The organism is Pantoea sp. Z09 (assembly GCF_022394795.1).
In the GTDB taxonomy this organism is placed as follows: domain Bacteria; phylum Pseudomonadota; class Gammaproteobacteria; order Enterobacterales; family Enterobacteriaceae; genus Pantoea; species Pantoea latae.
In genome coordinates this window covers 3,535,613-3,560,208 of record NZ_CP092373.1, presented here as the reverse complement: position 1 = coordinate 3,560,208, position 24,596 = coordinate 3,535,613, and the positions used below count along the sequence as shown (strand labels likewise).

At 61.2% G+C, this 24,596-nt stretch carries 22 protein-coding genes; 12 read left to right on the top strand and 10 right to left on the bottom strand.

Annotated elements, in window-relative coordinates; translation table 11 throughout:
- The first annotated feature begins 55 nt into the window (after positions 1 to 55).
- From MC269_RS17050 to MC269_RS17040, 3 genes are all read left to right on the top strand, one after another.
- Entirely contained in the window at positions 56 to 481 is a 426-nt protein-coding gene (locus MC269_RS17050) for a CidA/LrgA family protein (protein WP_239953134.1), read from the top strand.
- Entirely contained in the window at positions 474 to 1,169 is a 696-nt protein-coding gene (locus tag MC269_RS17045) for an LrgB family protein (protein WP_239953133.1), read from the top strand. Before MC269_RS17050 ends, MC269_RS17045 begins: the two co-directional genes overlap by 8 nt.
- Before the next feature lie 119 nt (positions 1,170 to 1,288).
- Positions 1,289 to 1,834: a YfaZ family outer membrane protein gene (locus tag MC269_RS17040; protein ID WP_033749177.1), complete on the top strand. Its 546-nt coding sequence runs from the start codon at positions 1,289 to 1,291 to the stop codon at positions 1,832 to 1,834.
- Between the two features lie 54 nt (positions 1,835 to 1,888).
- Here MC269_RS17040 and MC269_RS17035 read toward each other — a convergent pair whose 3' ends face one another.
- The 5 genes from MC269_RS17035 to acs form a co-directional block, all read right to left on the bottom strand.
- Positions 1,889 to 2,191: a type II toxin-antitoxin system RelE/ParE family toxin gene (locus tag MC269_RS17035; protein ID WP_239953132.1), complete on the bottom strand. Its 303-nt coding sequence runs from the start codon at positions 2,189 to 2,191 to the stop codon at positions 1,889 to 1,891.
- Positions 2,191 to 2,445 (bottom strand): type II toxin-antitoxin system Phd/YefM family antitoxin, encoded by a 255-nt coding sequence (locus tag MC269_RS17030; protein ID WP_239953131.1) that lies wholly within the window; start codon positions 2,443 to 2,445, stop codon positions 2,191 to 2,193. Before MC269_RS17030 ends, MC269_RS17035 begins: the two co-directional genes overlap by 1 nt.
- A gap of 106 nt (positions 2,446 to 2,551) precedes the next feature.
- Positions 2,552 to 4,201 carry a cation acetate symporter gene (locus MC269_RS17025; protein ID WP_239953130.1) on the bottom strand — a complete coding sequence of 550 codons (1,650 nt, stop codon included), beginning with the start codon at positions 4,199 to 4,201 and terminating at the stop codon, positions 2,552 to 2,554.
- Complete coding sequence (locus tag MC269_RS17020) at positions 4,198 to 4,527, bottom strand: DUF485 domain-containing protein (protein WP_239953129.1); 330 nt, start codon at positions 4,525 to 4,527, stop codon at positions 4,198 to 4,200. Before MC269_RS17020 ends, MC269_RS17025 begins: the two co-directional genes overlap by 4 nt.
- Before the next feature lie 144 nt (positions 4,528 to 4,671).
- Positions 4,672 to 6,627: an acetate--CoA ligase gene (gene acs, locus MC269_RS17015; RefSeq protein ID WP_239953128.1), complete on the bottom strand. Its 1,956-nt coding sequence runs from the start codon at positions 6,625 to 6,627 to the stop codon at positions 4,672 to 4,674.
- Between the two features lie 538 nt (positions 6,628 to 7,165).
- Between acs and gltP the strand changes: the two genes are divergently transcribed.
- The 3 genes from gltP to MC269_RS17000 all read left to right on the top strand — a co-directional run bounded on the left by gltP (position 7,166) and on the right by MC269_RS17000 (position 11,374).
- On the top strand, positions 7,166 to 8,467 hold the full coding sequence (gene gltP, locus MC269_RS17010; RefSeq protein ID WP_239953127.1) for a glutamate/aspartate:proton symporter GltP: 1,302 nt from the start codon (positions 7,166 to 7,168) through the stop codon (positions 8,465 to 8,467).
- Positions 8,468 to 8,742: 275 nt separating this feature from the next.
- Entirely contained in the window at positions 8,743 to 9,642 is a 900-nt protein-coding gene (gene murQ / locus MC269_RS17005; protein WP_239953126.1) for an N-acetylmuramic acid 6-phosphate etherase, read from the top strand.
- 187 nt (positions 9,643 to 9,829) lie between these two features.
- A complete protein-coding gene (locus tag MC269_RS17000) occupies positions 9,830 to 11,374 on the top strand; it encodes a PAS domain-containing methyl-accepting chemotaxis protein (protein ID WP_081140668.1) in 1,545 nt (514 codons plus the stop codon).
- Here the strand turns inward: MC269_RS17000 and MC269_RS16995 are convergent.
- On the bottom strand, positions 11,371 to 12,333 hold the full coding sequence (locus MC269_RS16995) for an AraC family transcriptional regulator (RefSeq protein WP_239953125.1): 963 nt from the start codon (positions 12,331 to 12,333) through the stop codon (positions 11,371 to 11,373). The genes MC269_RS17000 and MC269_RS16995 overlap by 4 nt on opposite strands.
- A gap of 104 nt (positions 12,334 to 12,437) precedes the next feature.
- Here MC269_RS16995 and MC269_RS16990 point away from each other — a divergent pair, with 104 nt between their 5' ends.
- The 4 genes from MC269_RS16990 to MC269_RS16975 all read left to right on the top strand — a co-directional run bounded on the left by MC269_RS16990 (position 12,438) and on the right by MC269_RS16975 (position 17,040).
- On the top strand, positions 12,438 to 13,625 hold the full coding sequence (locus MC269_RS16990; RefSeq protein ID WP_081140670.1) for an MFS transporter: 1,188 nt from the start codon (positions 12,438 to 12,440) through the stop codon (positions 13,623 to 13,625).
- A 215-nt stretch (positions 13,626 to 13,840) separates the two neighbouring features.
- Positions 13,841 to 14,050, top strand: coding sequence for a DUF1471 domain-containing protein (locus MC269_RS16985; protein ID WP_081140671.1), 210 nt, complete (start codon positions 13,841 to 13,843; stop codon positions 14,048 to 14,050).
- A 204-nt stretch (positions 14,051 to 14,254) separates the two neighbouring features.
- Positions 14,255 to 15,295 carry a YncE family protein gene (locus tag MC269_RS16980; protein WP_239953124.1) on the top strand — a complete coding sequence of 347 codons (1,041 nt, stop codon included), beginning with the start codon at positions 14,255 to 14,257 and terminating at the stop codon, positions 15,293 to 15,295.
- A gap of 107 nt (positions 15,296 to 15,402) precedes the next feature.
- Positions 15,403 to 17,040, top strand: a complete 1,638-nt coding sequence (locus tag MC269_RS16975; RefSeq protein ID WP_239953123.1) for a dihydroxyacetone kinase subunit DhaK — start codon at positions 15,403 to 15,405, stop codon at positions 17,038 to 17,040.
- 3 nt (positions 17,041 to 17,043) lie between these two features.
- On the opposite strand, the gene MC269_RS16970 is transcribed toward MC269_RS16975, so the two are convergent.
- The 4 genes from MC269_RS16970 to sbmA all read right to left on the bottom strand — a co-directional run bounded on the left by MC269_RS16970 (position 17,044) and on the right by sbmA (position 21,779).
- Positions 17,044 to 18,057 carry an aldose 1-epimerase family protein gene (locus tag MC269_RS16970; RefSeq protein WP_239953122.1) on the bottom strand — a complete coding sequence of 338 codons (1,014 nt, stop codon included), beginning with the start codon at positions 18,055 to 18,057 and terminating at the stop codon, positions 17,044 to 17,046.
- Positions 18,054 to 19,379: an L-fucose:H+ symporter permease gene (gene fucP, locus MC269_RS16965; protein WP_239953121.1), complete on the bottom strand. Its 1,326-nt coding sequence runs from the start codon at positions 19,377 to 19,379 to the stop codon at positions 18,054 to 18,056. The genes MC269_RS16970 and fucP overlap by 4 nt, the downstream gene beginning before the upstream one ends.
- Positions 19,380 to 19,388: 9 nt before the next feature.
- On the bottom strand, positions 19,389 to 20,306 hold the full coding sequence (gene rbsK, locus MC269_RS16960) for a ribokinase (RefSeq protein WP_239953120.1): 918 nt from the start codon (positions 20,304 to 20,306) through the stop codon (positions 19,389 to 19,391).
- Between the two features lie 231 nt (positions 20,307 to 20,537).
- Positions 20,538 to 21,779: a peptide antibiotic transporter SbmA gene (sbmA, locus tag MC269_RS16955; protein ID WP_239953119.1), complete on the bottom strand. Its 1,242-nt coding sequence runs from the start codon at positions 21,777 to 21,779 to the stop codon at positions 20,538 to 20,540.
- A gap of 296 nt (positions 21,780 to 22,075) precedes the next feature.
- Between sbmA and MC269_RS16950 the strand changes: the two genes are divergently transcribed.
- Both MC269_RS16950 and MC269_RS16945 read left to right on the top strand, forming a co-directional pair.
- The gene (locus MC269_RS16950) at positions 22,076 to 22,807 is read left to right on the top strand and encodes a gluconate 2-dehydrogenase subunit 3 family protein (protein ID WP_239953118.1); all 732 of its coding nucleotides are present in this window, start codon (positions 22,076 to 22,078) and stop codon (positions 22,805 to 22,807) included.
- A 2-nt stretch (positions 22,808 to 22,809) separates the two neighbouring features.
- On the top strand, positions 22,810 to 24,594 hold the full coding sequence (locus tag MC269_RS16945; RefSeq protein ID WP_239953117.1) for a GMC family oxidoreductase: 1,785 nt from the start codon (positions 22,810 to 22,812) through the stop codon (positions 24,592 to 24,594).
- The last annotated feature ends 2 nt before the right edge of the window (positions 24,595 to 24,596 follow it).

Here is a 24,596-nt window from a genome sequence, read left to right as displayed (position 1 = left end):
ACCTTCTGTCGCGGATTTATACTGACTGCCGACAAATGTGACGGAGGAGAAGAAAATGGCGTTAGCGCTCAGCCCGCAGCGGGCGGGCAGGCTGCAACGACTCGGGTTGCCGCTGCAGCTGCTGCTCTATGTGGGCCTGTTTATCGGCTGCGACCATCTGGTGAGCTGGCTGCATCTGCCGCTGCCCGCCAATATCGTCGGCATGCTGCTGATGCTGGCGCTGATCGTTACGCGTGTGCTGCCGCTGCGCTGGGTGAAAGCGGGCTCGCGCTGGCTGCTGGCGGAAATGCTGCTGTTTTTTATTCCGGCGGTGGTGGCGGTGGTCAACTACGGCGATCTGCTGCGCGTCGACGGCTGGCGCATCTGCGTGGTGATCGCCCTGAGCACGCTGCTGGTGCTGGCCTCTACCGCACTGGTGGTCGATCGCCTCTACCGCTATGAACTGGCGCGCGACGCGCGCAGGCAACAGCGCGATGCGTGATCTCATCCTTAGCCTGCTCTGTCTGGCGGTCACGCTGCTGATCTACTTTCTCAACAAGCAGCTCTATCGCCGCTGGCGCACGCTGCTGCTGATGCCGCTGGTGGCGACGCCGCTGCTGCTGGTCGGGCTGCTGCTGCTGCTGCACGTCTCCTGGCAGGACTATATCGCCGAAAGCCACTGGCTGCTGTGGCTGCTCGGCCCGGCGACGCTCGCCTTCGCCGTGCCGGTATATGAAAACATGGCGATTATTCGCCGCCACTGGCTGTCGCTGAGCGCGGGCGTGCTGACCGCCACGCTGGTTGCGGTTTGCAGCTCGGTGTGGCTGGCGCGGCTGCTGATGCTGCCGGAGTCGATCCAGCGCAGCCTGGCGGTGCGCTCTATCACCACGCCCTTTGCGCTCGCCGCCGCGAAGCCCATCGGCGGCCAACCGGATCTGGTAGCGCTGTTCGTGGTGATCACCGGGGTGTTCGGCATGGCGATCGGTGACGTGCTGTTTCTGCGCATCGCCATCAAACAGGGCGTGGCGAAAGGGGCGGGCTTCGGCGCGGCGTCGCACGGCGCGGGCACCGCGCGCGCTTATCAGCTGGGCGAGCAGGAGGGCGTGGTTTCCAGCCTGGTGATGATGCTTTCCGGCGTGGTGACGGTAGTGCTGGCGCCGCTAATCGGCCATCTGCTGTGGACGGCATAAGGGCAAAAGGCGCGCGATCGACATGTCTGTTTACGTAAAGGTTACCAAATAGAGTTGTCAGAGGATTTCAGGCTGTTAACCTTTGCGCCGAAATTATTGTCCTTTCATGGAGTGGAATCATGTTTAAGCAACTTGTTACCGGGAGCGCACTGGGTCTGGTGCTGCTGAGCGGCGCGGCGCAGGCTATCGAAGGCAGCGTGGATGTGGGCGAGCACAACACCAACCTGAACGTCGGTCTGGGCACCACCTCGCCGGGCCTGTTCCTTAAAGGCAACTGGCTGCGCAGCGATCACGACGGCAGCACCTACGGCCTGGGTCTGGGTTACAACGTCGATATCGGCGGACTGCGTCTGGCGCCGACCGCCAAGACCATTTTCACCCATCCTGAAGATGGTAAAGATGGCTTTGCCGTGGCGCTGGGCGGCGGCGCGCAGTACAGCTTCAACAGCATGTGGGGCCTGTACGGCGAGTACTACTACGCGCCGGAAGGTCTGACCGACCATCTCGACAGCTATCAGGAAGCCGCTGGCGGCCTGAGCTTCACCCCGATTTCACTGCTGAACCTGCGCGTCGGCTATCAGTACATCGAGCTGAACAACAAAGGCGGTCGTAAAGACAACGTGCTGGTCGACGGCCCGTACGTCGGCGCCTCGCTGCGTTTCTAATTAGCGTAATAAACACGTTTGAGCCGGTTGCTTGCGCGACCGGCTTTTTTATTGTCAGGGCTGACGCTTTTTCACCGCTTTAGGCAGGGGAGCGTGATGGATCACCGCGATAACCTGGATACCTTCAGGCGCGCGAAGAAAATAGAGATAGTGGCTTTCGTACGGCCAGTAGCAGACGCCCGGCCAGGTTTCGCTGCTAATGTCGATGCCGAGCGGATGATCCGCCAGCATTTGCATTGTCACGCGCATGCCCTGCAGATAAGCTTTGGTGACGGTGGCCCCCCATTGCGTTAATGAATGGGCTTTGACCTCTTTCATATCCTCTTTCGCTTCATCCGTGAGCGTAAACTTTCCCATTACAGATCCTTCATTAGATCGTCAAAAACCTGCTCTCCGTCGTGCAGCTGTCCCTGTTCCGCCTGCGCGATAGCGCGCGCCAGTTTAGCGCGCAGGCTTTCCAGTTTTAATTGCTCAAAGGCGGCGTACTCTTCGGCTGGCAGACAGACAAAGGCGGTGCGGCCATTTTTGGTGATGGTAACGGCTTCATGCTGCGCTTTGTTCATGAGTTCGCCAAAACGCGTTTTAGCCTGGTTAGCGGTCAAATTCAGCATGGTGATCCCTTAATCGTGCGAATCGTGCGATTGGGCGCTATTTTAACCTGGGTGCAGATAAAAACGCCAGCGTCCGGGAACGAGACGCTGGCGAGGAACAACCCGATTAGTGCGACTTGCCCTGTGAAATCCCAACGCCGGTCTGGGAGCGGATAAACTGCGCCCGGAAGCGGCCGCGCTCCTGCGCGCCCTGCGGCGAATGGTCGGTGACCGAGAAGAACCAGGTGCCGACAAAGGCGACGATCATCGAGAAGAGCGCCGGATACTCATAGGGGTAGACCGGCGATGCGTGGCCCAGCACCTGCACCCAGACGGTTGGGCCGAGGATCATCAGCACCACTGCGGTGATCAGCCCAAGCCAGCCGCCGATCATCGCGCCGCGCGTGGTCAGCTTCGACCAGTACATCGACAGCAGGATAATCGGGAAGTTACAGCTGGCGGCGATAGAGAAGGCGAGGCCGACCATAAAGGCGATGTTCTGCTTCTCAAACAAAATGCCCAGCGCAATCGCCACCACGCCCAGCACCAGCACGGTGATCTTCGACACGCGCAGCTCTTCGCGCTCGGTCGCCTGGCCTTTGCGGATCACGCTGGCGTAGAGGTCGTGCGACACCGCCGACGCGCCCGCCAGCGTTAGCCCGGCCACCACCGCCAGAATAGTGGCGAAGGCCACGGCGGAGATAAAGCCGAGGAAGGTGCTGCCGCCCACCGCGTTCGCCAGATGCACCGCCGCCATATTGGTGCCGCCAATCAGCGCGCCGCTGGCGTCCTTAAAGGCGGGATTGGCACCAACCAGCAGAATGGCGCCGAAGCCGATAATAAAGGTCAGGAAGTAGAAGTAGCCCATAAAGCCAGTGGCCCAGAACACGCTTTTGCGCGCCTCGCGCGCGTCCGCCACGGTAAAGAAGCGCATCAGGATATGCGGCAGGCCGGCGGTGCCGAACATCAGCCCCAGCCCGAGAGAGAGCGCAGAGATGGGATCTTTCACCAGCCCGCCCGGCTGCATAATGGCCGCGCCTTTCGGATGCACCGCCATCGCCTGGCTAAACAGGTTGCTGAAGCTGAAGCCGGTCGCCTTCATCACCATAATCGCCATAAAGCTGGCGCCGAACAGCAGCAGCACCGCTTTAATAATCTGCACCCAGGTGGTCGCCAGCATGCCGCCGAACAGCACGTAGAGCACCATCAGAATGCCCACCAGCACCACGGCGATATGATAGTCGAGGCCGAACAGCAGCTGGATCAGTTTGCCCGCGCCCACCATCTGCGCAATCAAGTAGAGCGCCACCACCACCAGCGAGCCGCAGGCGGAGAGGGTGCGAATCGGTTTCTGCTGCAGGCGGTAGGAGGCAACGTCAGCGAAGGTGTAGCGGCCCAGGTTGCGCAGGCGTTCGGCGATCAGAAACAGGATCATCGGCCAGCCCACCAGGAAGCCGAGCGAGTAAATCAGGCCGTCGTAGCCGGAGGTGTACACCAGCGCGGAGATGCCGAGGAAAGAGGCGGCGGACATAAAGTCGCCCGCCATCGCCAGCCCGTTCTGGAAGCCGGTAATATTGCCGCCGGCGGTGTAGTAGTCATTGCGCGAGCGGGTGCGCTTCGACGCCCAGTAAGTAATGCCGAGCGTGGCGGCGACGAACACCACGAACATGCCGATCGCCTGATAGTTGGTGGCCTGCTTCTGCACCGCGCCGGTCAGGGCGTCCGCCAGCGCGCTGGCGGGCAGCAGCGGCAGCAGCAGGAGAAAGAGACGCTTCATGGTTTTACCTCGCTGAGGATCTGCTTCGTCAGGCGATCGAACTCGCCGTTAGCGCGCCAGACGTAAACGCCGGTCAGCACAAAAGAAATCACAATCAGTCCCACACCGATGGGAATGCCGCGCGTCACGCTGGTGCCTGCGTGCAGCGGCGTGCCAAGCCAGCCGGGCGCAAAGGCGATCAGCAGGATAAAGCCGACATAGAGCACCAGCATGATCAGCGACAGCAGCAGGGCGAAGCGCTGACGTTTATGCACCAGCTCCTCAAAGCGCGGATGACGTTCAATCCGTTGATTGAGCGCCTCCTGAGTGGAAAGGGCGTCGTTCATCACAGTTTCTCCAGAGGTTATGCAGGCGGCAGCCTCACGCCGCTGCGCGAGAAAGGCCTGATTAGATATTGTTATGTGACTTCAGAAACACACTGCGTAAGGAAAGAGCGGCGGGAAGAAGAGACTTCCCGCCGGTAAGACGGTTTACGGCATGCGGATCGCCTGCTTCTCCTCCAGCAGCTTGTCCACCACGCCCGGATCGGCCAGCGTCGAGGTATCGCCGAGATTGCTGGTGTCGCCTGCGGCGATCTTGCGCAGGATGCGGCGCATAATCTTGCCGGAGCGGGTTTTCGGCAGCGAATCGGTCCAGTGCAGAATATCGGGCGTGGCGATCGGCCCAATCTCTTTGCGCACCCAGCCGCGCACTTCGCTATAGAGCTCCGGCGACGGCTCTTCGCCCTGGTTCAGGGTGATGTAGGCGTAGATCGCCTGGCCTTTGATGCTGTGCGGAATGCCCACCACCGCCGCCTCGGCGATTTTCGGATGGGACACCAGCGCTGACTCAATCTCCGCGGTGCCGAGACGGTGGCCGGAGACGTTAAGCACGTCGTCGACGCGGCCGGTGATCCAGTAGTCGCCATCTTCGTCGCGGCGCGCGCCGTCGCCGCTGAAATAGCAGTTTTTAAAGGTCGAGAAGTAGGTCTGCTCGAAGCGCTCGTGATCGCCGAACAGCGTGCGCGCCTGGCCCGGCCAGGAGTCGGTGATCACCAGGTTGCCTTCCGCCGCGCCCTGCTGCGGGTTGCCTTCGTTATCGACCAGCGCAGGCTGCACGCCAAAGAAGGGTTTAGTGGCGGAACCTGCTTTCAGCTCGGTCGCGCCAGGCAGCGGGGTGATCATAAAGCCGCCGGTTTCGGTCTGCCACCAGGTATCGACAATCGGACAGCGGCCGTCGCCAATCTTGTTGTAGTACCACTCCCAGGCTTCCGGGTTAATGGGTTCGCCCACCGATCCCATAATGCGCAGGCTGTGACGGCTGGTGCCGGCAATCGCCTTATCGCCTTCCGCCATCAGGGCGCGGATCGCCGTCGGCGCGGTATAGAGCAGCGTCACCTTATGCTTATCCACCACCTCCGCCATGCGGCTCGGCTTCGGCCAGTTCGGCACGCCTTCGAACATCAGGGTGGTGGCGCCGCACGCCAGCGGTCCGTAGAGCAGGTAGCTGTGGCCGGTCACCCAGCCGACGTCGGCGGTGCACCAGTAGATATCGTCCGGGTGATAGTCGAACACGTATTTAAAGGTGGTCGCCGCATAGACCAGATAGCCGCCGGTGGTGTGCAGCACCCCTTTCGGCTTGCCGGTGGAGCCAGAGGTATAGAGGATAAACAGCGGATCTTCCGCCTGCATCTCAGCGGGCGCGTGCTGCTCGCTGGCTTTGTCCATTAACTCGGACCACCAGAGATCGCGGCCATCCTGCCAGTCGATATTCTGGCCGGTGCGCCGCAGCACCACCACGTTCTTCACGCTGTTGACGCTGGGATTATTCAGCGCGTCGTCGACGTTTTTCTTCAGCGGAATGGTGCGCCCGGCGCGCACGCCTTCATCGGCGGTGATCACCAGCTTCGCGCTGGAGTCGACCACGCGTCCCGCCACCGCTTCCGGCGAAAAGCCGCCGAAAATTACCGAGTGCACGGCACCAATGCGCGCGCAGGCCAGCATCGCCACGGCGGCTTCCGGCACCATCGGCATATAGATCGCCACCACGTCGCCTTTTTTCACCCCCAGCGACAGCAGCACGTTGGCGAAGCGGCACACCTGATTATGCAGCTGACGGAAGGTGAGGGTTTTGCTTTCACTGGCGTCGTCGCCTTCCCAGATAATGGCGGGATGGTCACCGCGCTTTTCCAGATGGCGATCGAGGCAGTTGGCCGCCAGATTAAGCGTGCCGTCCTCATACCAGCGAATGGAAATATTGCCCGGCGCAAACGAGCTGTTCTTCACTTTGCTGTAGGGCTTAATCCAGTCGAGGATTTTCCCCTGTTCGCCCCAGAACGCATCCGGGTCGCTGACGGATTGCTGATACATCGTCTGATACTGCTCGGCAGTAATCAGGGCATTCGCGGCAAGGCTGGCAGGAATCGGATGTTTATGTATTTGGCTCATGGCGGATCTCCTTGAAGATGTTAATGATATGTCAATCAAAGGTTAAGTGAAGCCTGCGTCCGCGCTTTGTTTCTTTTTTGCGCCTCAGATCACGGGCAGCCGATCCCCGGTGTAAACCGTTGCAAAAGCGCTGCCGTCGCCCCGCGCAACTGGCGAAAAAGAGAGCAAACGCATCCGCCGCCTTTTTGCCCATTTCTGCATAGCTATGCGAAATTTTTAATAAGTATTACTTTTTAGAACAGTAAGTTAGGGATTTGATAACTAAACAGCATTTTATGCTATAAGAGTGGCTAATCTTTAATCGAACACGCCAGGGGTTGCATTTACCACAGTGAAAATGGTACTTATCTCGCCCCTGCTCAGCAGGACTCAACCAGACGGCGTCTGAAAAAGGATCGGGAATCTTCGCATTTTCGAACCGGACGCTGTCCTCAATAACCCTCTAATTTACCGGGCTTTTGCTCACTTCCCTGTGTGTATCCTTCACTGCACCTTCGCAGCGTAGCAATAGGGGTTTTGACTGAGGAAATAACGCGTTATGAAAGGTTTTAAAATAAGCCTGGCCTGGCAGATTCTGATTGCGCTGGTGCTCGGCATTGTTGTCGGTTCAGTGCTGCATAATCAGCCAGACGATCGTGAATGGTTAATCACCAACATTCTCAGCCCGGCGGGCGATATCTTTATTCATCTCATCAAGATGATTGTCGTGCCTATCGTGATTTCATCGTTGATTGTCGGCATCGCCGGCGTGGGCGATGCGAAAAAACTGGGACGGATTGGCGTCAAAACCATTCTCTATTTTGAAGTGATCACCACCCTTGCCATTGTGGTCGGCATTACGCTGGCTAACGTGTTTCAACCCGGCACCGGCATTGATATGTCAACGCTGGCAACGGTGGACATCTCTAAGTACGAAGCCACGACCGAAGCGGTGCAGAACGGGCCACACAGCCTGGTCGCCACCATCCTGTCGCTGATCCCGCAGAATATCTTCGCCTCGCTGGTGAAGGGCGACATGCTGCCGATCATCTTCTTCTCGGTGCTGTTCGGCATGGGCCTGTCGGCGCTGCCGTCAGAGCAGCGCGATCCGCTGGTCAACGTCTTCCGCAGCGTGTCGGAAACGATGTTTAAAGTGACGCATATGATCATGCGCTACGCGCCGGTGGGCGTCTTTGCGCTGATCGCCGTCACCATCGCCAACTTCGGCTTTACCTCGCTGTGGCCGCTGGCGAAGCTGGTGCTGCTGGTGTATGCCGCCATCCTGTTCTTCGCTTTCGTTATCCTCGGCGGCGTGGCGCGACTCTGCAAGCTGCGCATCACCACCCTGATGCGCATCCTGAAAGATGAGCTGATCCTCTCTTACTCGACCTCCAGTTCGGAAACCGTGCTGCCGCGCATTATGCAGAAGATGGAGGCCTACGGCGCGCCGAAGGCGATCACCAGCTTTGTGGTGCCGACCGGCTACTCCTTCAACCTGGACGGCTCGACGCTCTACCAGAGCATCGCCGCGATCTTTATCGCACAGCTCTACGGCATCGACCTGTCGCTGACCGACGAGATTATCCTGGTGCTGACGCTGATGGTGACTTCGAAAGGCATCGCCGGCGTGCCCGGCGTGTCGTTCGTGGTGCTGCTGGCGACGCTGGGCAGCGTCGGCATTCCGCTGGAAGGCCTGGCCTTTATCGCCGGCGTGGATCGCATCATGGATATGGCGCGCACCGCCCTTAACGTCATCGGCAACGCGCTGGCGGTGCTGGTTATCGCCCGCTGGGAGAACCAGTTCGACGCCGAGCAGGCAAAAGCCTACGAGCTGCAGCTGCGCGCCCAAACGGCCAGCTAACTTAGCTTTTGACCTGACTAACAGACGACACCCAAAGCCGGTAAACGGGAGAGGGGGGCAGAAGAGCAAAGCGTCCGCGACAGGGATGTCGCGGGCCGAGCTGCCAGGGATGGCGCTTTTTGCGTCTTTGCGATCGGCCCCCTCTCCCGTGTCAGCACTGCGATTTCAGGCAACAGCATTCAAAACAACAGGGTTCAGACCACGTCTGAGCCCTTTTTTTATCCCGTAAATATGATAAAACCGGGCCTGGATAAATGACGCCCGGAGCACGCCCGATGACTATCGACCTCAGCCAACTCATCACCGAAGGCCGCAACCCGGCCAGCCAGAACATTGACGAACTCTCCACCGACGCCATGCTGCGCGTCATTAACAACGAAGACAAAAAAGTGGCGCTGGCGGTAGAGGCGATCGTGCCGCAGATCGCGCAGACGGTTGACGCCATCGTCGCCGCCTTCGCGCAGGGCGGCCGCCTGATCTACAGCGGCGCAGGCACCTCTGGCCGACTCGGCATCCTCGACGCCAGCGAATGCCCGCCCACCTTCGGCACGCCGCGCGGCCAGGTGGTGGGGCTGATCGCCGGCGGCCACCCGGCCATACTGCAGGCGGTCGAAAACGCCGAAGACAACCGCGAACAGGGCGCGCAGGACCTGCGTGACATCCAGTTCAGCGCCAAAGATGTGCTGGTGGGCATCGCCGCCAGCGGCCGTACCCCCTACGTGCTGGGCGCGCTGGAATACGCCCGCTCGCTCGGCGCCACCACGGCGGCGCTCACCTGCAATCCCGGCAGCGCCATGGCGCAGACGGCGGAGATCGCGCTCACGCCGGTGGTCGGCCCGGAAGTGGTCACCGGATCCTCGCGCATGAAAGCGGGCACCGCCCAGAAACTGGTGCTCAACATGCTCACCACCGGCGCGATGATCCGCAGCGGCAAAGTCTACGGCAACCTGATGGTCGACGTAGAGGCCACCAACCAGAAACTGGTGCAGCGCCAGATCAACATCGTCATGCAGGCCACCGAGTGCGACGCGGCGCGCGCCAGCCAGGCGCTGGCGGCCTGCGGTGGCCACTGCAAAACCGCTATCCTGATGGTGCTGACCGACACGGACGCCGACGACGCTCGCGCACTGCTCAACCGCCACCAGGGCTTTATCCGCCGCGCCCTACAGGCGTGACAGCGCAATTATTAAAAAGCCCTAACCGATAGCGCTAACAGGGTTGGCGGGTCAATTGCTCGCCAGTCCTCTTATTTAGCGGAAAAAATTTATTCCCCCCTCTAAAGCCCTCCTCTTTCGCTGCCGAAAATATAAAAAAACATAACTGATAATCACCCTACACCTGGCAGCCGTTTCAAGGAATCCCATGCGCAATAACCAGCCCGTCACGCAGCGCGAATTCGTCTTTGACGATCGCGCCACCCTGATGTCGACCACCGATATCAACAGCTACATCACCTACGCCAACGACGCCTTTATCGAGGTCAGCGGCTTTACGCCAGACGAGGTCAACGGCCAGCCGCACAACATGGTGCGCCATCCCGACATGCCGCCCGAGGCCTTCGCCGACATGTGGGCGACGCTAAAAAAGGGCGAACCCTGGTCAGCGCTGGTGAAAAACCGACGGAAAAATGGCGATCACTACTGGGTGCGCGCCAACGCGGTGCCGGTGGTGCGCGACGGCAAGGTGCAGGGCTTTATGTCGGTGCGCACCAAACCAGGCGAGGCGGAAATCCGCGCCACCGAAGCGCTCTACCGCGACTTCCGCGAAGGACGAGCCAAAGGGCGTCGCTTCCATAAAGGGCTGATTGTTGGCACCGGCTGGCGTCGCGTCGGCTCGCTGCTAAAAACCCTGCCGCTGCGCTGGCGCATCCGACTGCCGCTGATGGCGCTGCTGCCGCTGGCGACGCTCAGCGCCGCGCTGCTCGGCGTGACGGCTACCGCGCTCGGCTGCTTCAGCGGCGGCATGGCGATGCTGCTGCTGCTCACCAGCCTGTGGCTGGAACAGCAGATCTCGCGCCCCATTGAGCGTATGTGCCAGCAGGCGCTCAGCGTGGCGACCGGCGCCAGCCACAAAGTCGAGCAGATTGACCGCGTCGATGAGGTCGGCATGACGCAGCGCGCCATCGGCCAGCTCGGCCTGATGTTCCGCTGGCTGGTGGACGACGTCAGCGGCCAGGCGATCAACGTCCTCAGCGCCAGCGACGCCATCGCCAGCAGCAACAACGAGCTGAGCCGCCGCACCGAGCAGGCCGCCGCCAACGTGCAGCAGACCGCCGCCACCATGAACGAAATGACCGCCACGGTGAAAAGCAACACCGAAACGGCGGGCGAGGTCAATACGCTCTCCGCGCGCACCAGCCAGGCGGCGAGCAAGGGCGGCGAGGTGATGCAGGAGATGGTCAGCATGATGGCGGAAATCGCCGACAGCTCGCAGCGCATCGCCAATATCACCAGCGTAATCGACGGCATCGCCTTTCAGACCAACATTCTGGCGCTCAACGCCGCGGTAGAAGCGGCGCGCGCGGGGGAGCAGGGCAAAGGGTTCGCCGTGGTGGCGGGAGAAGTGCGCAGCCTGGCGCAGCGCAGCGCCAAAGCCGCCAGCGAAATCAAAACCCTGGTAGAGACCAGCGCCAGCCGCGTGCAGCTCGGCAGCAATCACGCCGACGCGGCGGGCCGCACCATGCAGGACATCGTGGCGCAGGTGCAGAACGTCTCGTCGCTGATCGCCCAGATCAGCGCGGCCACCGCTGAACAGGCGACCGCGCTAAGCGAGGTCTCCACCGCCGTTGAAGATCTCGACGACATCACCCACCGCAACGCGGCGCGCGTGCAGGAGAGCGCCGAGGCCTCTGGCCGTATGACGCACCAGGCCAACCGGCTGGTGGAAGCGATCAGCGTGTTCCGCTAAGAGGCAGCGCGCGTCTCTTCCCGTCCGGCGCGCAGCGCGCCGGGCGGCTGACCAACAATGCGCTTAAAGGCGCGGCTAAAGGCCGCCAGCGAGCCGTAGCCGAGCTGAAACGCCACCGCCTCCACCGCTTCGCCGTTATTGACGATGCGCTGCACCGCCAGCCGCATACGCAGCTCGGTCAGATAGCGCAGCGGCGTCATGGTGGTGGCGTTCTGAAAGCGCTCGGCAAACACCGAACGCGAGCAGCCCGCCACGCTCGCCAGCCGCTCTACCGTCCAGTTCTCGCCCGGTTCGCGATGCATCGCGGCAATCGCCTTGCTCAGGCGCGGATCGCGCATCGCCTGCACCAGCCCGCTGCCCTGACCGCAGCCGTTCTCTACCCAGCCGCGCACGATCAGCGCCGCCACCACATCCGCCAGCCGCGACAGAATACCGGCGAACCCGGCGTGGCGCGTGCGCGACTCGCGCTCCATCGCGTCGAGAATTGGCTGGATCTCTGGATACTGCGACAGCAGCGTGCTCACCAGCATAATATCCGGCATGGTGTTGATCAGCGGCTGCATGCCGCCCAGCTCAAACTTCATGCAGGCGCTGAACAGGATCACGCTCTCTTCGTCGTCACAGGTGCCGGCGGGCGCGCCGATGGCGCAGACGCTGTCGCAGATCGGCCTGCTGCTGAAGGCGGTGATATTTTCGCAGGCGGCGTCGGGCGAGGAGAGCAGGCTGTGCGGTTTGCCGTGGGGGATCAGCAGCGCGTCGCCGGTATTGAGGGTGAAAATCGCGCCCGACGCGCCGCGCACCAGCAGCGGTCCGCGTCCGACAAAGTGAAACTGCGCGCGGCCCGGCGCATGCTCATAGCGCAGGCCGAAAGGCGCGGCGAGCTGAATGCGCTGGTAGGTCACGCCGTGCAGCCGCATGCCCATCAGCAGCTCGCTGGTCAGATCTTCATAGTGGCTCATGGCATTCAGGACGAATTATCAATAATGAAGGTATTGCCATCATAGATCGTCTTGCCCGCTGCCTCTATGCTCCAGCCTTAATAAATTTTCTATGGAGAAGCTGCATGAGTCTGAGCACAGAAGTGGCTGATGAGGTTTCCGTACCCGCGCGTCCAGCCTGGGGCGCGGTATTTGCAATGGCGTTTGGGGTCTTTGGCTTAATCACCGCCGAGTTTCTGCCGGTTAGCCTGCTGACGCCCATCGCGGCCTCGCTGCAGGTGTCGGAAGGGCAGGCGGGGCAGACGGTCACCGTGACCGCGCTGGTGGCGCTGCTCACCAGTCTGGTGGTGGGCAGCGTGACGCGGCGGCTGGATCGCCGCGTGGTGATGCTGGCCTTTACGCTGCTGCTGGTCGCCTCGGCGCTGCTGGTGGCGCTGGCAAGCAACCTGACGCTGATCCTGCTGGCGCGCGTGCTGCTCGGCATGGCAATCGGCGGCTTCTGGACGCTCTCAACCGCCATCACTATGCGGCTGGTGCCCAGCGATCAGGTGCCGCGCGCGCTGTCGATCGTCTTCAGCGGCATCTCGCTGGCGACCATCATCGCCGCGCCGCTTGGCAGCTATCTCGGCGGCCTGATCGGCTGGCGCAACATCTTTATGCTGACCGCCGGGCTGGGCGTGCTGGCGCTGATCTGGCAGTGCTTTACGCTGCCAGCGATGCCGCCGGAGAACAAAGCGCGCGGCGGCGGCGTGCTCGATCTGCTGCGCAGCGGCCTGATGCGCTGGGGCATGCTGGCGGTGATCATGATGTTCACCGGCCACTTCGCCTTCTTTACCTACCTGCGCCCGTTCCTGGAGAGCAGCGCGCAGCTCAACCTTAACCAGCTCTCGCTGGTGCTGCTGGCGTTTGGCGTGGCGAACTTTTTCGGCACCTCGCTGGCGGGCTATCTGGTGACGCGCAGCGTCTCGCTGACGCTAAGCGTGATGGCGCTGGTGATGAGCGCGACCGCGCTGCTGCTGGTGAGCTTTGCCGACGTCTCCTGGCTGGTGGCGGCGGGCGTGGCGCTATGGGGGCTGGCGTTTGGTTCGATGCCCACCGGCTGGTCCACCTGGATCTCGCGCGCGGTGCCGGACGACGCCGAATCAGGCGGCGGTTTGCTGGTGGCCACCATTCAGCTGGCGATCACCGCCGGCGCGGCGGCGGGCGGCTGGATGTTCGACCTGCGCGGCGCCGGTGGCGTCTTCCTCGCCAGCGGCGTACTGATGCTGCTCGCCGCGATCACTATCTTCACGCGCGTACGTCATCACGGCTAATCGCCTCAAGGGCAGCGGAATATGCTGCCCTTTTTCTTTGTGCCAGTAAGTTAACCTTTTGCGGCCGCGCTACACCCTTTGTGCGCTTTGATGATCAGTAAATTTGATAAAGAACGGCAATTATCTCCGCTATCCGCTGCACCTCTTCCGGTCTATTATTTCTCTCAACAAGGCAACACGCCTTATCCAACTCAAAATTAATCAGGAAATTGACCATGAAAACTATCAAAACTTTTGCTGCTGTTATCGCACTCTCCGTTCTTCCGCTGACCAGCTTCGCGCAGAGCGTGACCGCTATCGATTCAACCCTGGACGGCGCGGAAGCGAAAATCGCGGCGCAGGCGAAAGAAGCAGGCGCTTCCTATAAAGTGACCGAAGCCTACAACAACAACGGCGTGCACATGACCGCTGAACTGCTGAAATAAGCGTGACAGATGCTGACAGGACGCCTCCGGGCGTCCTGGCGGCGTATAAGCGCGTCAAAGCGCTTCCCTTTCGGCGATAAATCCTTATGATTTGCCAAAAAAACTGTCTCTGCCGGCCTTAAGGCCCTTTTCTTTTTTATACGATTTGCAATGTGAGCTTTCCTGCACTGCCTGACAGCGGTGAATTTTTGCTATGGAGAGATCATGAAATCCTTGTCTTTTGCGCTGCGCACCACGCTGCTCGCTGCCTCACTCTTTTCTGCCACCGCCATGCTGGCGCAGGCGGACGAACGTAACCAGCCGGTGAGCAAAGGCGCCTATGAGCTGGCCTTTAGCCCCAGCGACAACGCCCTGTTCCTTGCTGCCTCTCAGGGCAGCGACGCGCCGGGCGGCGCGCTGTTCCGCCTCGATCCACAAACCCTGGCGGTGAAGCAAACCATCCCCACCGAACTGAAAAACTTTGGCGCGGCCATCAACCCGCAGACCAACGTGCTCTATATCGGCAACACCCTGAACAGCGCGCTGACCGCCATCGACGCCGCCAGCGGCAAGGTGCTCAATACCCTGGTGCTGGATAGTCGCAAGCGCGGCGAAAAGGTGCGTCCGCTGCAGCCGCGTGAAATCGCCGTCGATGTTAAAACCAACCGCGTCTACGTCACCGGCCTGGGGCCGCAGAGCGTGGTGTGGGTGGTGGACGGCAACAGCCTGCAGCTGATGAGCGTGGTGCCGAACACCGGCAAAATGGGTACCGGGCTGGCGCTGGACAGCGATCGGCAGAAGCTCTACGTTACCAACGGCGATGGCGAGCTGGTCACCATCAACGCCCGCACCAACGCCATTGAAAGGCGCCAGAAGATCGAGGGCGATAAAGAGCACTTCTTCCTGAATATCGCGCTGGACACCAAAGGTCAGCGTGCTTTCCTCAGCGACTCAAAACAGCCGCAGGTGCTGGTGGTGGATCTGCGCGATCAGACGGTGATCCAGGCGATCGCCGTGCCAGAGTCGCTGGCGGTGCTGTTCAACGCTGCGCGCAACGAGCTGTATGTCACCCATCGCAAAGCGGGCGAAGTCAGCATCATCGACGCGGCCAGCTACAAGGTAAAACGCACGGTGAAAACGCCAGGCCTGCCGAACAGCCTGGCGCTCTCCGCCGACGGCAATACGCTGTTCGTCAGCGTCAAGCAGCCTGGCTCGCGCAAAGAACCGCCGAAAAACCCGGACAGCGTGATGCGCATCGCGCTTTGATTTTCCCTTGCTCTCCCGGGGCGGCCGCTGGCCGCCCTTTGCATTTCTTCGGCTACCTTTAAAGCGTGCCGCTGGCTGGCGGCATCAACACCACCGGAGAGGATGCAATGAGCCAGTTCCTGATGAATGAAAAAAATAATCTGGTCAATGAAGCGATAGAGGGCGTGCTGCTGAGCACGCCGTGGCACAACCTGAGCCGCCTGGATTTAGGCGACGATATTCGCGTTGTGGTGCGCAACGACTGGGACAAAAGCAAGGTAGCGCTGATTTCCGGCGGCGGCTCGGGACATGAGCCAGCCCATGCCGGATTCGTCGGCAAAGGGATGCTCACCGCCGCGGTGTGCGGCGATATTTTCGCCTCGCCCAGCGTGGACGCGGTGCTGAGCGCCATTATCAACGTCACCGGTGAGGCGGGCTGTTTGCTGATCGTCAAAAACTACACCGGCGACCGGCTTAATTTCGGCCTGGCGGCGGAGAAGGCGCGCGCGCTGGGCTACCAGGTCGAGATGGTGATGGTGCAGGACGATATCGCGCTGCCGGAGAATCCGCAGCCGCGCGGCATCGCCGGCACCGCGCTGATCCATAAAATCGCCGGCTACGCCGCCGAGCAGGGACAGCCGCTGGCGCAGGTAAAAACCCTGACGCAGCGCGCAATTAAAGGCACCGCCAGCATCGGCGTCGCCTTTTCCACCTGTCATATTCCCGGCGAGCGGCGCGACAACCGCGTCAAAGAGGGCGAGAGCGAGCTGGGCATGGGCATCCACGGCGAGCCGGGCGTGATTACGCTCGACACCCAGAACAGCCAGCAGCTGGTGAGCATCATGACAGAGAAGCTGGCGAACAGCCTCTCTTCCGGCACCCGCGCGGTGCTGCTGGTGAACAACCTCGGCGGCTTTTCGATGCTGGAGCTGGCGCTGGTGACGCGCGACGTGCTGAAAAGCCCGCTGGCGGCGCGTATCAGCCATCTGATCGGCCCGGCGACGCTGGTGAGCGCGCTCGATATGAAAGGGTTCTCGCTGACGGTATTGCAGATTGAGGCGGCGTTCCTCGAAGCGCTCAAGGCGCCGGTAGAGGTGCTGGGCTGGGCGCCGATCCACGCGATCGAGCCGGTCACGACGCTGAGCAGCCAGCGCGTGGTCAGCGAGCTGGAATTTACCCCCTCGCAGGACGCGCAGACGGCGCAGGTGGTCGAGCGCGTCGCGCAGACGCTGATCGACCTTGAAGCGGAGCTGAACGCGCTGGACGCCAAAGTGGGCGACGGCGACACCGGTTCGACCTTTGCCGCCGGGGCGCGCAAGGTGAAAAGCGCGCTAGAGGCACAGCAGCTGCCGCTGGCGGATCTGCCGTCGCTGTTTGCGCTGGTGGGCGAACAGCTGGCGACGGTGATGGGCGGATCGAGCGGGGTGCTGATGTCAATTCTGTTTACCGCAGCGGGCCAGCAGCTGGCAGAGGGCGGCACGCTGCCAGAGGCGCTGAAGCAGGGGCTGGAGAAGATGAAGCACTACGGCGGCGCGCAGATCGGCCACCGCACGCTGGTGGACGCGCTGGAGCCAGCGCTGGAGGCGCTGACGGCGGGTAAATCGCTGGCGGAGGCGGCAGACGCGGCGGCGCAGGGAGCGGAATCGACCGCGCGGATGCAGAGCGCCCGCGCCGGACGCTCATCCTATCTCAATCAGCAGACGCTGGATGGGGTGAAAGATCCCGGCGCGTACGCCGTGGAGCGGGTCTTCGCCGCGCTGGTGTGACGCTCACACTATCCCGGTCTCAACGCTGAAAAAGCGCTGCTCGCCCGGTGCCAGCGACAGCAGCGTGCCGGCGCGCTGCGCGGCGTTGAAGCCCTCGGGACGACAGGTGGCGGGCAGCACGTAGGCCGCCACCTGCTGATCGCGATTGTGCAGCAGCCAGCGCGTGGCATGGGGAAACTGCCGGCTGCTGAAGCGCGTCATCAGCGCAAAGCCCTGCGGCGCATGCAGCTCGAACTGCATCTCGTCGCCGTACTGCGGCAGATCGTCGGCGAAGAAGACGATCTCCGGGTCGCACATCTCCGGCCGATCCAGCCGCTGCAGCGCCTGCGGATCGCGCGCCAGCGCCGCAGTGTAGGTCTGCCACTGCGGCGTCGGTTTTACATGCGCCGGAACCGACGTGCGCAGTTGAAAGGCGTGCGGCGGGATGGTCTGCTTAAACTCGCCGTCGGGTATCCAGGCGCTATTAAGATGGCACATGTACTGCAACGGCATCGGCGCGCCCGCCAGATTGGTCACCGTCATCTCAATATGCAGGCGCGGCTGGTCAGCCTCGATGCGCACCGCAGGCGCCGCCAGATAGTGATGGCCAAAGCCCTTGATATACTCGGTTTCTCCTTCCAGCGACAGGCGATCGTTCTCCAGCACCAGCCAGGCGCTGTCCATGCGCGCGCAGGCCATTTCGCCGTGCAGCGGATGGCTGTCATCCTCTGCCGGACAGCCGTTCGCCAGCAGACCGGAGTGAAACGCGAAGCAGCCGTAGGTGTCGACAATTGAACTGCCCGGCAGCGGCTGCTTAAAGCCGTGGCCCATGGTCAGCGTTTTTCCGTCAAAGCAGGCGTCCCACACCATCTGGCCGTAAAAGGGCAGCACCACCACCGCGCCGCGCTGATTGCTGATGCGTACCGCCTCAATCCCGGCGGGATAGCGAAACAGCTCGACGTGGAAGGCCGCGTTTTGCAGCAGGGTGGTCGGCGTGGCGTGAAACTGCTCGCGATGCAGCGGTATACGGGTTTTCATGGCATCTCGTCCACTAAACGGCCCGCCTGGCGCGCCTGTTTTTTATGGCGCAGCTCGCCCCAGAAATAGAAGCCGACCCAGGCGAAGCAGAGCAGCGAGACGCCAAACGCCAGCTGCATCGACCCGAGATGATCGGACACAAACCCCTGGATCGCCGGGATAAAGGCGGCGCCGACGATCGACATCACGATAAAGGCGCCCGCCACTTCGGTGTACTTGTTCTCCACGGTCGCCAGCGTACCGGCGTAAATCGTGGCCCAGCACGGCCCGAACAGCACGCTGACAAACACCGCGGCATAGACGGCGGTGAAGTTCGGCACAAACATCACCCACGCCAGCGTCAGCACGCCCAGCGCCGAATAGGCGATCAGCACCTTCTCGGCGCGAAAGCGCGTCATCAGGAAGTTGGCGACGAACTTGCCGATAAAGAAGCAGATAAAGCTGTAGATCATAAAGTTAGAGGCGTGGCGCTCGTTTGCCGCGCCGAGCGTCAGCGCCAGGCGAATGGTAAACGACCATACCGCCACCTGCATGCCGACATAGAGAAACTGCGCCACGATGCCGCGCTTAAAGTGGCGGTTGCCGGCCAGATAGCGCAGCGTTTCCCCGAGCGACGGCAGCGATTTTTCGTTCGACGCCGGTTTGCAGCGCGGATAGCGCGTGAAGAGAAACAGCAGCATTACTACCACCAGCACCATCACCAGATATTTATAGGGCTCCAGCGTATGCTCCAGCATGCTGAGGCGGAACGCGTGCGCCTGTTCGGCGTTCATCCCGGCCAGCTGGCTCTGCAGGCTGTCGCCCTCCTGAAACACCAGATATTTGCCCAGCACGATGCCCATCAGCGCCCCCACCGGATAGAAGGTCTGACTGATATTGAGACGCAGCGTGGCGTGGTCGCGATGGCCAATCATCGAGCTGTAGGTGTTGGCGGCGGTTTCCAGGAAGCTCAGGCCGATGGCAATGGCGAAAATCGCCGCGAGGAACATGGTGTAGGTCGCCATATGCGAGGCGGGATAGAACAGCACGCAGCCAGCGATATAGAGCGCCAGCCCCATCAGGATCGCCAGTTTATAGCTGGCGCGGCGGATCACCAGCGACGCCGGAATCGCGATCAGAAAGTAGCCGCCGTAAAAGGCGCTTTGCACCAGCGCGCTGGCGAAGTCGCTGAGCGCGAAAACGCTTTTGAACTGGGTGATCAAAATATCGTTCAGGCTGGCGGCGCAGCCCCACAGCGGGAAGAGGCAGGAGAGCAAAATAAACGGAAACAGCGGCGTTTTATTCAGGTAGCCATCGGGTTGCTGCACTATTTTCTGCTGCATAGCTCGACCTCAGTTAACGTTAAGAAAACGCTGGAAGGTTTCCGCGTCGGGATAGGAACGCTGGGTGCCGCGGCCGGTCACGCTGCAGGCGGCGTAGGCAGAGGCCTGCGTCATCGCCGCCGCGATATCGCCGGTTTTCACCAGCGCCTGGGCGAAACAGCCGATAAAGGCATCGCCCGCGCCGCTGGTGTCGACCGCTTTCACCGCCGTCGGCGCCACCTGATGCACGCTGTCGCCGTTCATCCACAGCGACCCGCGCGCGCCCATAGTGATAATCAGGTTCTTCAGCCCGCGCCGGAGCAGCGTCTGTCCGGCCAGTTTGACCTCTTCATCGCTGGCGACCGGCATGCCGGTCAGGATCTCCAGCTCGGTTTCATTCGGCATAAAGAAGTCGCACTTGCAGGCCCAGGCGATGTCGAGATCGGCGACCGCAGGCGCGGGATTGAGGATCACCTTAATGTTGTGGCGACGGGCGAAGTCGATGGCGTAGTAGACGGTTTCCAGCGGGATCTCCAGCTGCAGAATGATCAGCTGGCAGGCCGTCAGCGCCTCGGCGGCGGCGTCGATATCGGCCGCGCTAAGCTGCTGGTTGGCGCCTTTAATAATCAGGATGCGGTTCTGCGACTGCTCGTCGACAAAGATCGGCGCCACGCCGCTCGAGGTGCCCGGCGCCGTGGTGACAAAGCGCGTGTCCACGCCCTGGCGCTGCAGGTTGGCGACGGTTTCCGGCGCGAACAGGTCGTCGCCGACCTTGCTGACCATCATCACGCGTCCGCCCATCTTCGCCGCCGCCACCGCCTGATTGGCGCCTTTGCCGCCGCAGCCGATAGCAAAATCAGGCGCTTCCAGGGTTTCGCCCGCTTTAGGCAGCTGGCTGGTGTAGGTAATAAGGTCAACCATGTTTGACCCGATAACCGCGATCTCCATTTGTGTACTCCCAGGTGAATTTTATAATGTTATTAAAATCACATTATCAGCTTGTTAAAGTTAATAATGTGACAAAATTCACAGCCTTTATGCAGGATGCAAACGGTTAGCCCGCTGCGTGACGCGAAGGTAAATGTGACTATTTTAACAAATAGATAGGGATGCAGAGAGAAAGGGCGCTGGGCAAGCGGACAGGCGCGCAGCAGCGTCGCGCCCGTCCGGGAAGGGGAGTTACTCGTTTTCCGCCGCTTCGCGCATCATCTCCTGATGCGGAATGTCCTGCAGGATCTGCTCGAAGCTGCGCAGACGTTTATAGATCGACATCAGCTCCACCAGCGTCGACCAGGAGGTGATCAGATACTGGAATGAGGAGCGCACCTGGTCGAACACGTTGGTGATCTGGTTAAGCAAACCGAGCGTTATGGTGCCCGCCACAATCGAGGGAAACAGCACAAACAGACCGAACACGTTATCCACCTGCAGATAGAGAATGCGGGTGATATTGAAGTAGAGATAGTGAAAGTAGAGGCGGAAATAGTTAAAGCGCACGCGGCTGAACAGCGCCTGCACCGTCGGCGGCGTGGCGCGATCGGGATTGTCTTCACCGTAGACCAGCTCTTTACGATAGGCCGCTTCCACCCGCTGATTGCGGAACTCCAGACCCGGCAGCTTAATGCCCACCAGCGCCAGCAGCGCCGTGCCGAACAGCGACCAGAGCAGCGCGGCGATCACCAGCGCGTAGGGAATATTGCCGAGGATCGGCACATCCTTAACGTGGTGCGACAGGCCGATCAGCACAGGCAGAAACGCCACCAATGTCATTATCGCCTGAATAAAACTGACGCCCCAGTCCTCCAGCGTGCTGGCGAAGCGCATGGTGTCTTCCTGCACGCGCTGCGCCGCGCCTTCTACCTGACGCAGGCGCTGCCAGTTATGCATGTAGTAGTTGTTCATCGCGGTGCGCCAGCGGAACACCCAGTGGCTGATGAAAAACGAGTTCATCACGCCGATCACCACGGCAATCAGCGCGATGCCGAGGAAGGCTATCACCTCGGCGTAAAAACGGCTAATCGGCACCGAGCCCGCTTTGGTCAGTGCCTGCTGGATCAGATCGTAAAAAGGACCGTACCAGGCGTTGACGCCGACGCCGACCTGCACGCCGAACCAGGTGACGAAGATAATCAACGCTGAGCCCCATACCGACCAGCGCTGCCACGGATGGTTATCGATAACGCGCCAGGCCAGGGCGAATATCGCCACCATGATCCAGTAATAGCCATAAAACCAGAGCTGGCTGGGGGCGATAAAGCGTGCGGCCGTGGTCGGCAGCGGCTGCTGCATGGCGGCATGCAGCGCGGGCCAGCGCGACGGCAGGTCATCGGCAAAGCCGAACCAGGCAAAAATGGCGATAAGGCTCCAGATCGCTGCCGAGCTGAAAAACAGCGCTGGCCGGGGAAAATAGGACTTAAACATAGGCTCTCCGCTGTTGTGTGGACTCTTTTATAACGCTTTTTAGCGTTATCTGTCTGTAGTCTGTTGTTTCCGATAGTGACAGTTAGCGCCAGCGGCGAGCGAGAAACGGCGACAGATGTTAATGAATTTGTGCGAATTTGTTTCGAGTATCTAAATGTTTAACCACAACGGTGTTACACTAACCGCCGTTGTTACCGGTAACAACACTGCTGTATCCCTTAATCCGCATAAAAAAACCATTACAACGCAACTGTTTAACTTTCATGCCGCACGACAGGCGGTAATGAGGCAATGTCATGTCAGAACAAAAACGTGGGCAGACACGCAGGGACTTTCTGTTAAAAACCATCGCGCTGGCGCCCGCTATGGCGGCGGGCAGCGCCGTCGTCGGCGGCTTCAGCGTGGCGCCGGCCGTGCAGGCTGCCGATCCCGCCGCCGCGCAACCCGCGCGCGACTACCAGCCCAACTGGTTTACCGCTGAAGAGTTCGCCTTTATTAAGGCAGCCGTCGCGCGCCTGATCCCCAACGACGAGCGCGGGCCAGGCGCGCTGGAAGCGGGCGTGCCGGAGTTTATCGACCGCCAGATGAACACGCCGTACGCCACCGGCGCCAACTGGTATATGCAGGGGCCGTTTAATCCCGACCTGCCGAAAGAGCTGGGCTATCAGCTGCCGCTGGTGCCGCAGCAGATCTACCGTCTGGGGCTGGCGGACGCCGACGACTACAGCAAGCGCCAGCACGGCAAGGTGTTCGCCGATCTTAGCGGCGAGCAGCAGGACGCGCTGCTGCAGGCGATGGAGAGCGGCGAGGCCGACTTCCGCCAGCTGCCGGCGAAAACCTTCTTTGCCTTTCTGATCCAGAACACCCGCGAAGGCTTCTTTAGCGATCCGATCCACGGCGGCAACCAGAATATGGTGGGCTGGAAGCTGATCGGCTTCCCCGGCGCGCGCGCCGACTTTATGGACTGGGTAGAGCGCGGTGAGCGCTATCCGTTCCCGTCAGTATCGATTCGCGGGGAGCGCGCGTAATCATGGCAAACGAAATGAAAAAAGCAGACGCGGTGATCGTTGGTTTCGGCTGGGCCGGGGCGATTATGGCGAAAGAGCTGACCGAAGCGGGTCTGAACGTGGTGGCGCTGGAGCGCGGCCCGCATCGCGATACCTATCCAGACGGATCTTATCCGCAGTCGATTGACGAGCTGACCTACAATATCCGCAAAAAGCTGTTCCAGGATCTGTCGAAAAGTACCGTGACCATTCGCCACGACGCCTCGCAGACGGCGGTGCCCTATCGCCAGCTGGCGGCGTTTCTGCCGGGCACCGGCACCGGCGGCGCGGGGCTGCACTGGTCTGGCGTCCACTTCCGCGTCGATCCCACCGAGCTGCGCCAGCGCAGCCACTATGAAGAGCGCTACGGCAAAAACTTTATCCCGGAAGGGATGACCATCCAGGATTTTGGCGTCACCTATGACGAGCTGGAGCCGTTCTTCGACAAGGCGGAAAAGGTGTTTGGCACCTCCGGCACGCCGTGGAGCATCAAAGGCCAGGTGGTTGGCAAGGAGAACGGCGGCAACCCGTTCGCGCCGGATCGCTCTGACACATTCCCGCTGCCGGCGCAGAAGCGCACTTACTCGGCGCAGCTGTTCGCCGAGGCGGCGAAATCGGTGGGCTATCACCCGTACGATCTGCCGTCGGCCAACACCTCCGGCCCGTACACCAATACCTACGGCGCGCAGATGGGGCCGTGCAACTTCTGCGGCTACTGCAGCGGCTACGCCTGCTACATGTACTCGAAAGCGTCGCCGAACGTCAACATTCTGCCCGCGCTGCGCCAGGAGCCGAAGTTCGAGCTGCGTAATAATTCTTACGTGCTGCGCGTCAACCTTACCGACGACAAAAAGCGCGCCACCGGCGTTACCTATGTCGACGCGCAGGGCCGCGAGGTGGTGCAGCCGGCGGATCTGGTGATCCTCTCGGCGTTCCAGTTCCACAACGTGCACCTGATGCTGCTCTCCGGCATCGGCAAACCCTATAACCCGATCACTAACGAAGGCACCGTCGGCCGCAACTTCGCCTATCAGAACATCTCTACCCTGAAGGCGCTGTTCGACAAGAACACCACCACCAACCCGTTTATCGGCGCGGGCGGCGCGGGCGTTGGCGTCGACGACTTCAACGCCGACAACTTCGACCACGGGCCGCACGGCTTCGTCGGCGGCTCGCCGTTCTGGGTCAACCAGGCGGGCACCAAGCCGATCTCCGGTCTGCCGACGCCAACCGGCACGCCCAACTGGGGCAGCAAGTGGAAAGCGGCGGTGGCGGACACCTACACGCACCATATCTCGATGGACGCCCACGGCGCGCATCAGTCCTACCGCGCCAACTATCTCGATCTCGATCCCAACTACAAAGACGCCCACGGCCAGCCGCTGCTGCGCATGACCTTTGACTGGCAGGATAACGACATCAAAATGGCGCAGTTTATGGTCGGCAAGATGCACAAAATTGCCGAAGCGATGAGTCCGAAGATGATCATCGGCGGCGCGAAAAAACCGGGCACGCACTTTGACACCACGGTCTATCAAACCACGCATATGAACGGCGGCGCCATTATGGGCGAGGATCCCACCACCAGCGCGGTGAACCGCTATCTGCAGAGCTGGGACGTGCCGAACGTCTTTGTGCCGGGCGCGTCCGCCTTCCCGCAGGGGCTGGGCTACAACCCGACCGGTATGGTGGCGGCGCTGACCTACTGGTCGGCGAAAGCGATCCGCGAACAGTATCTGAAAAACCCGGGTCCACTGGTGCAGGCATAAGG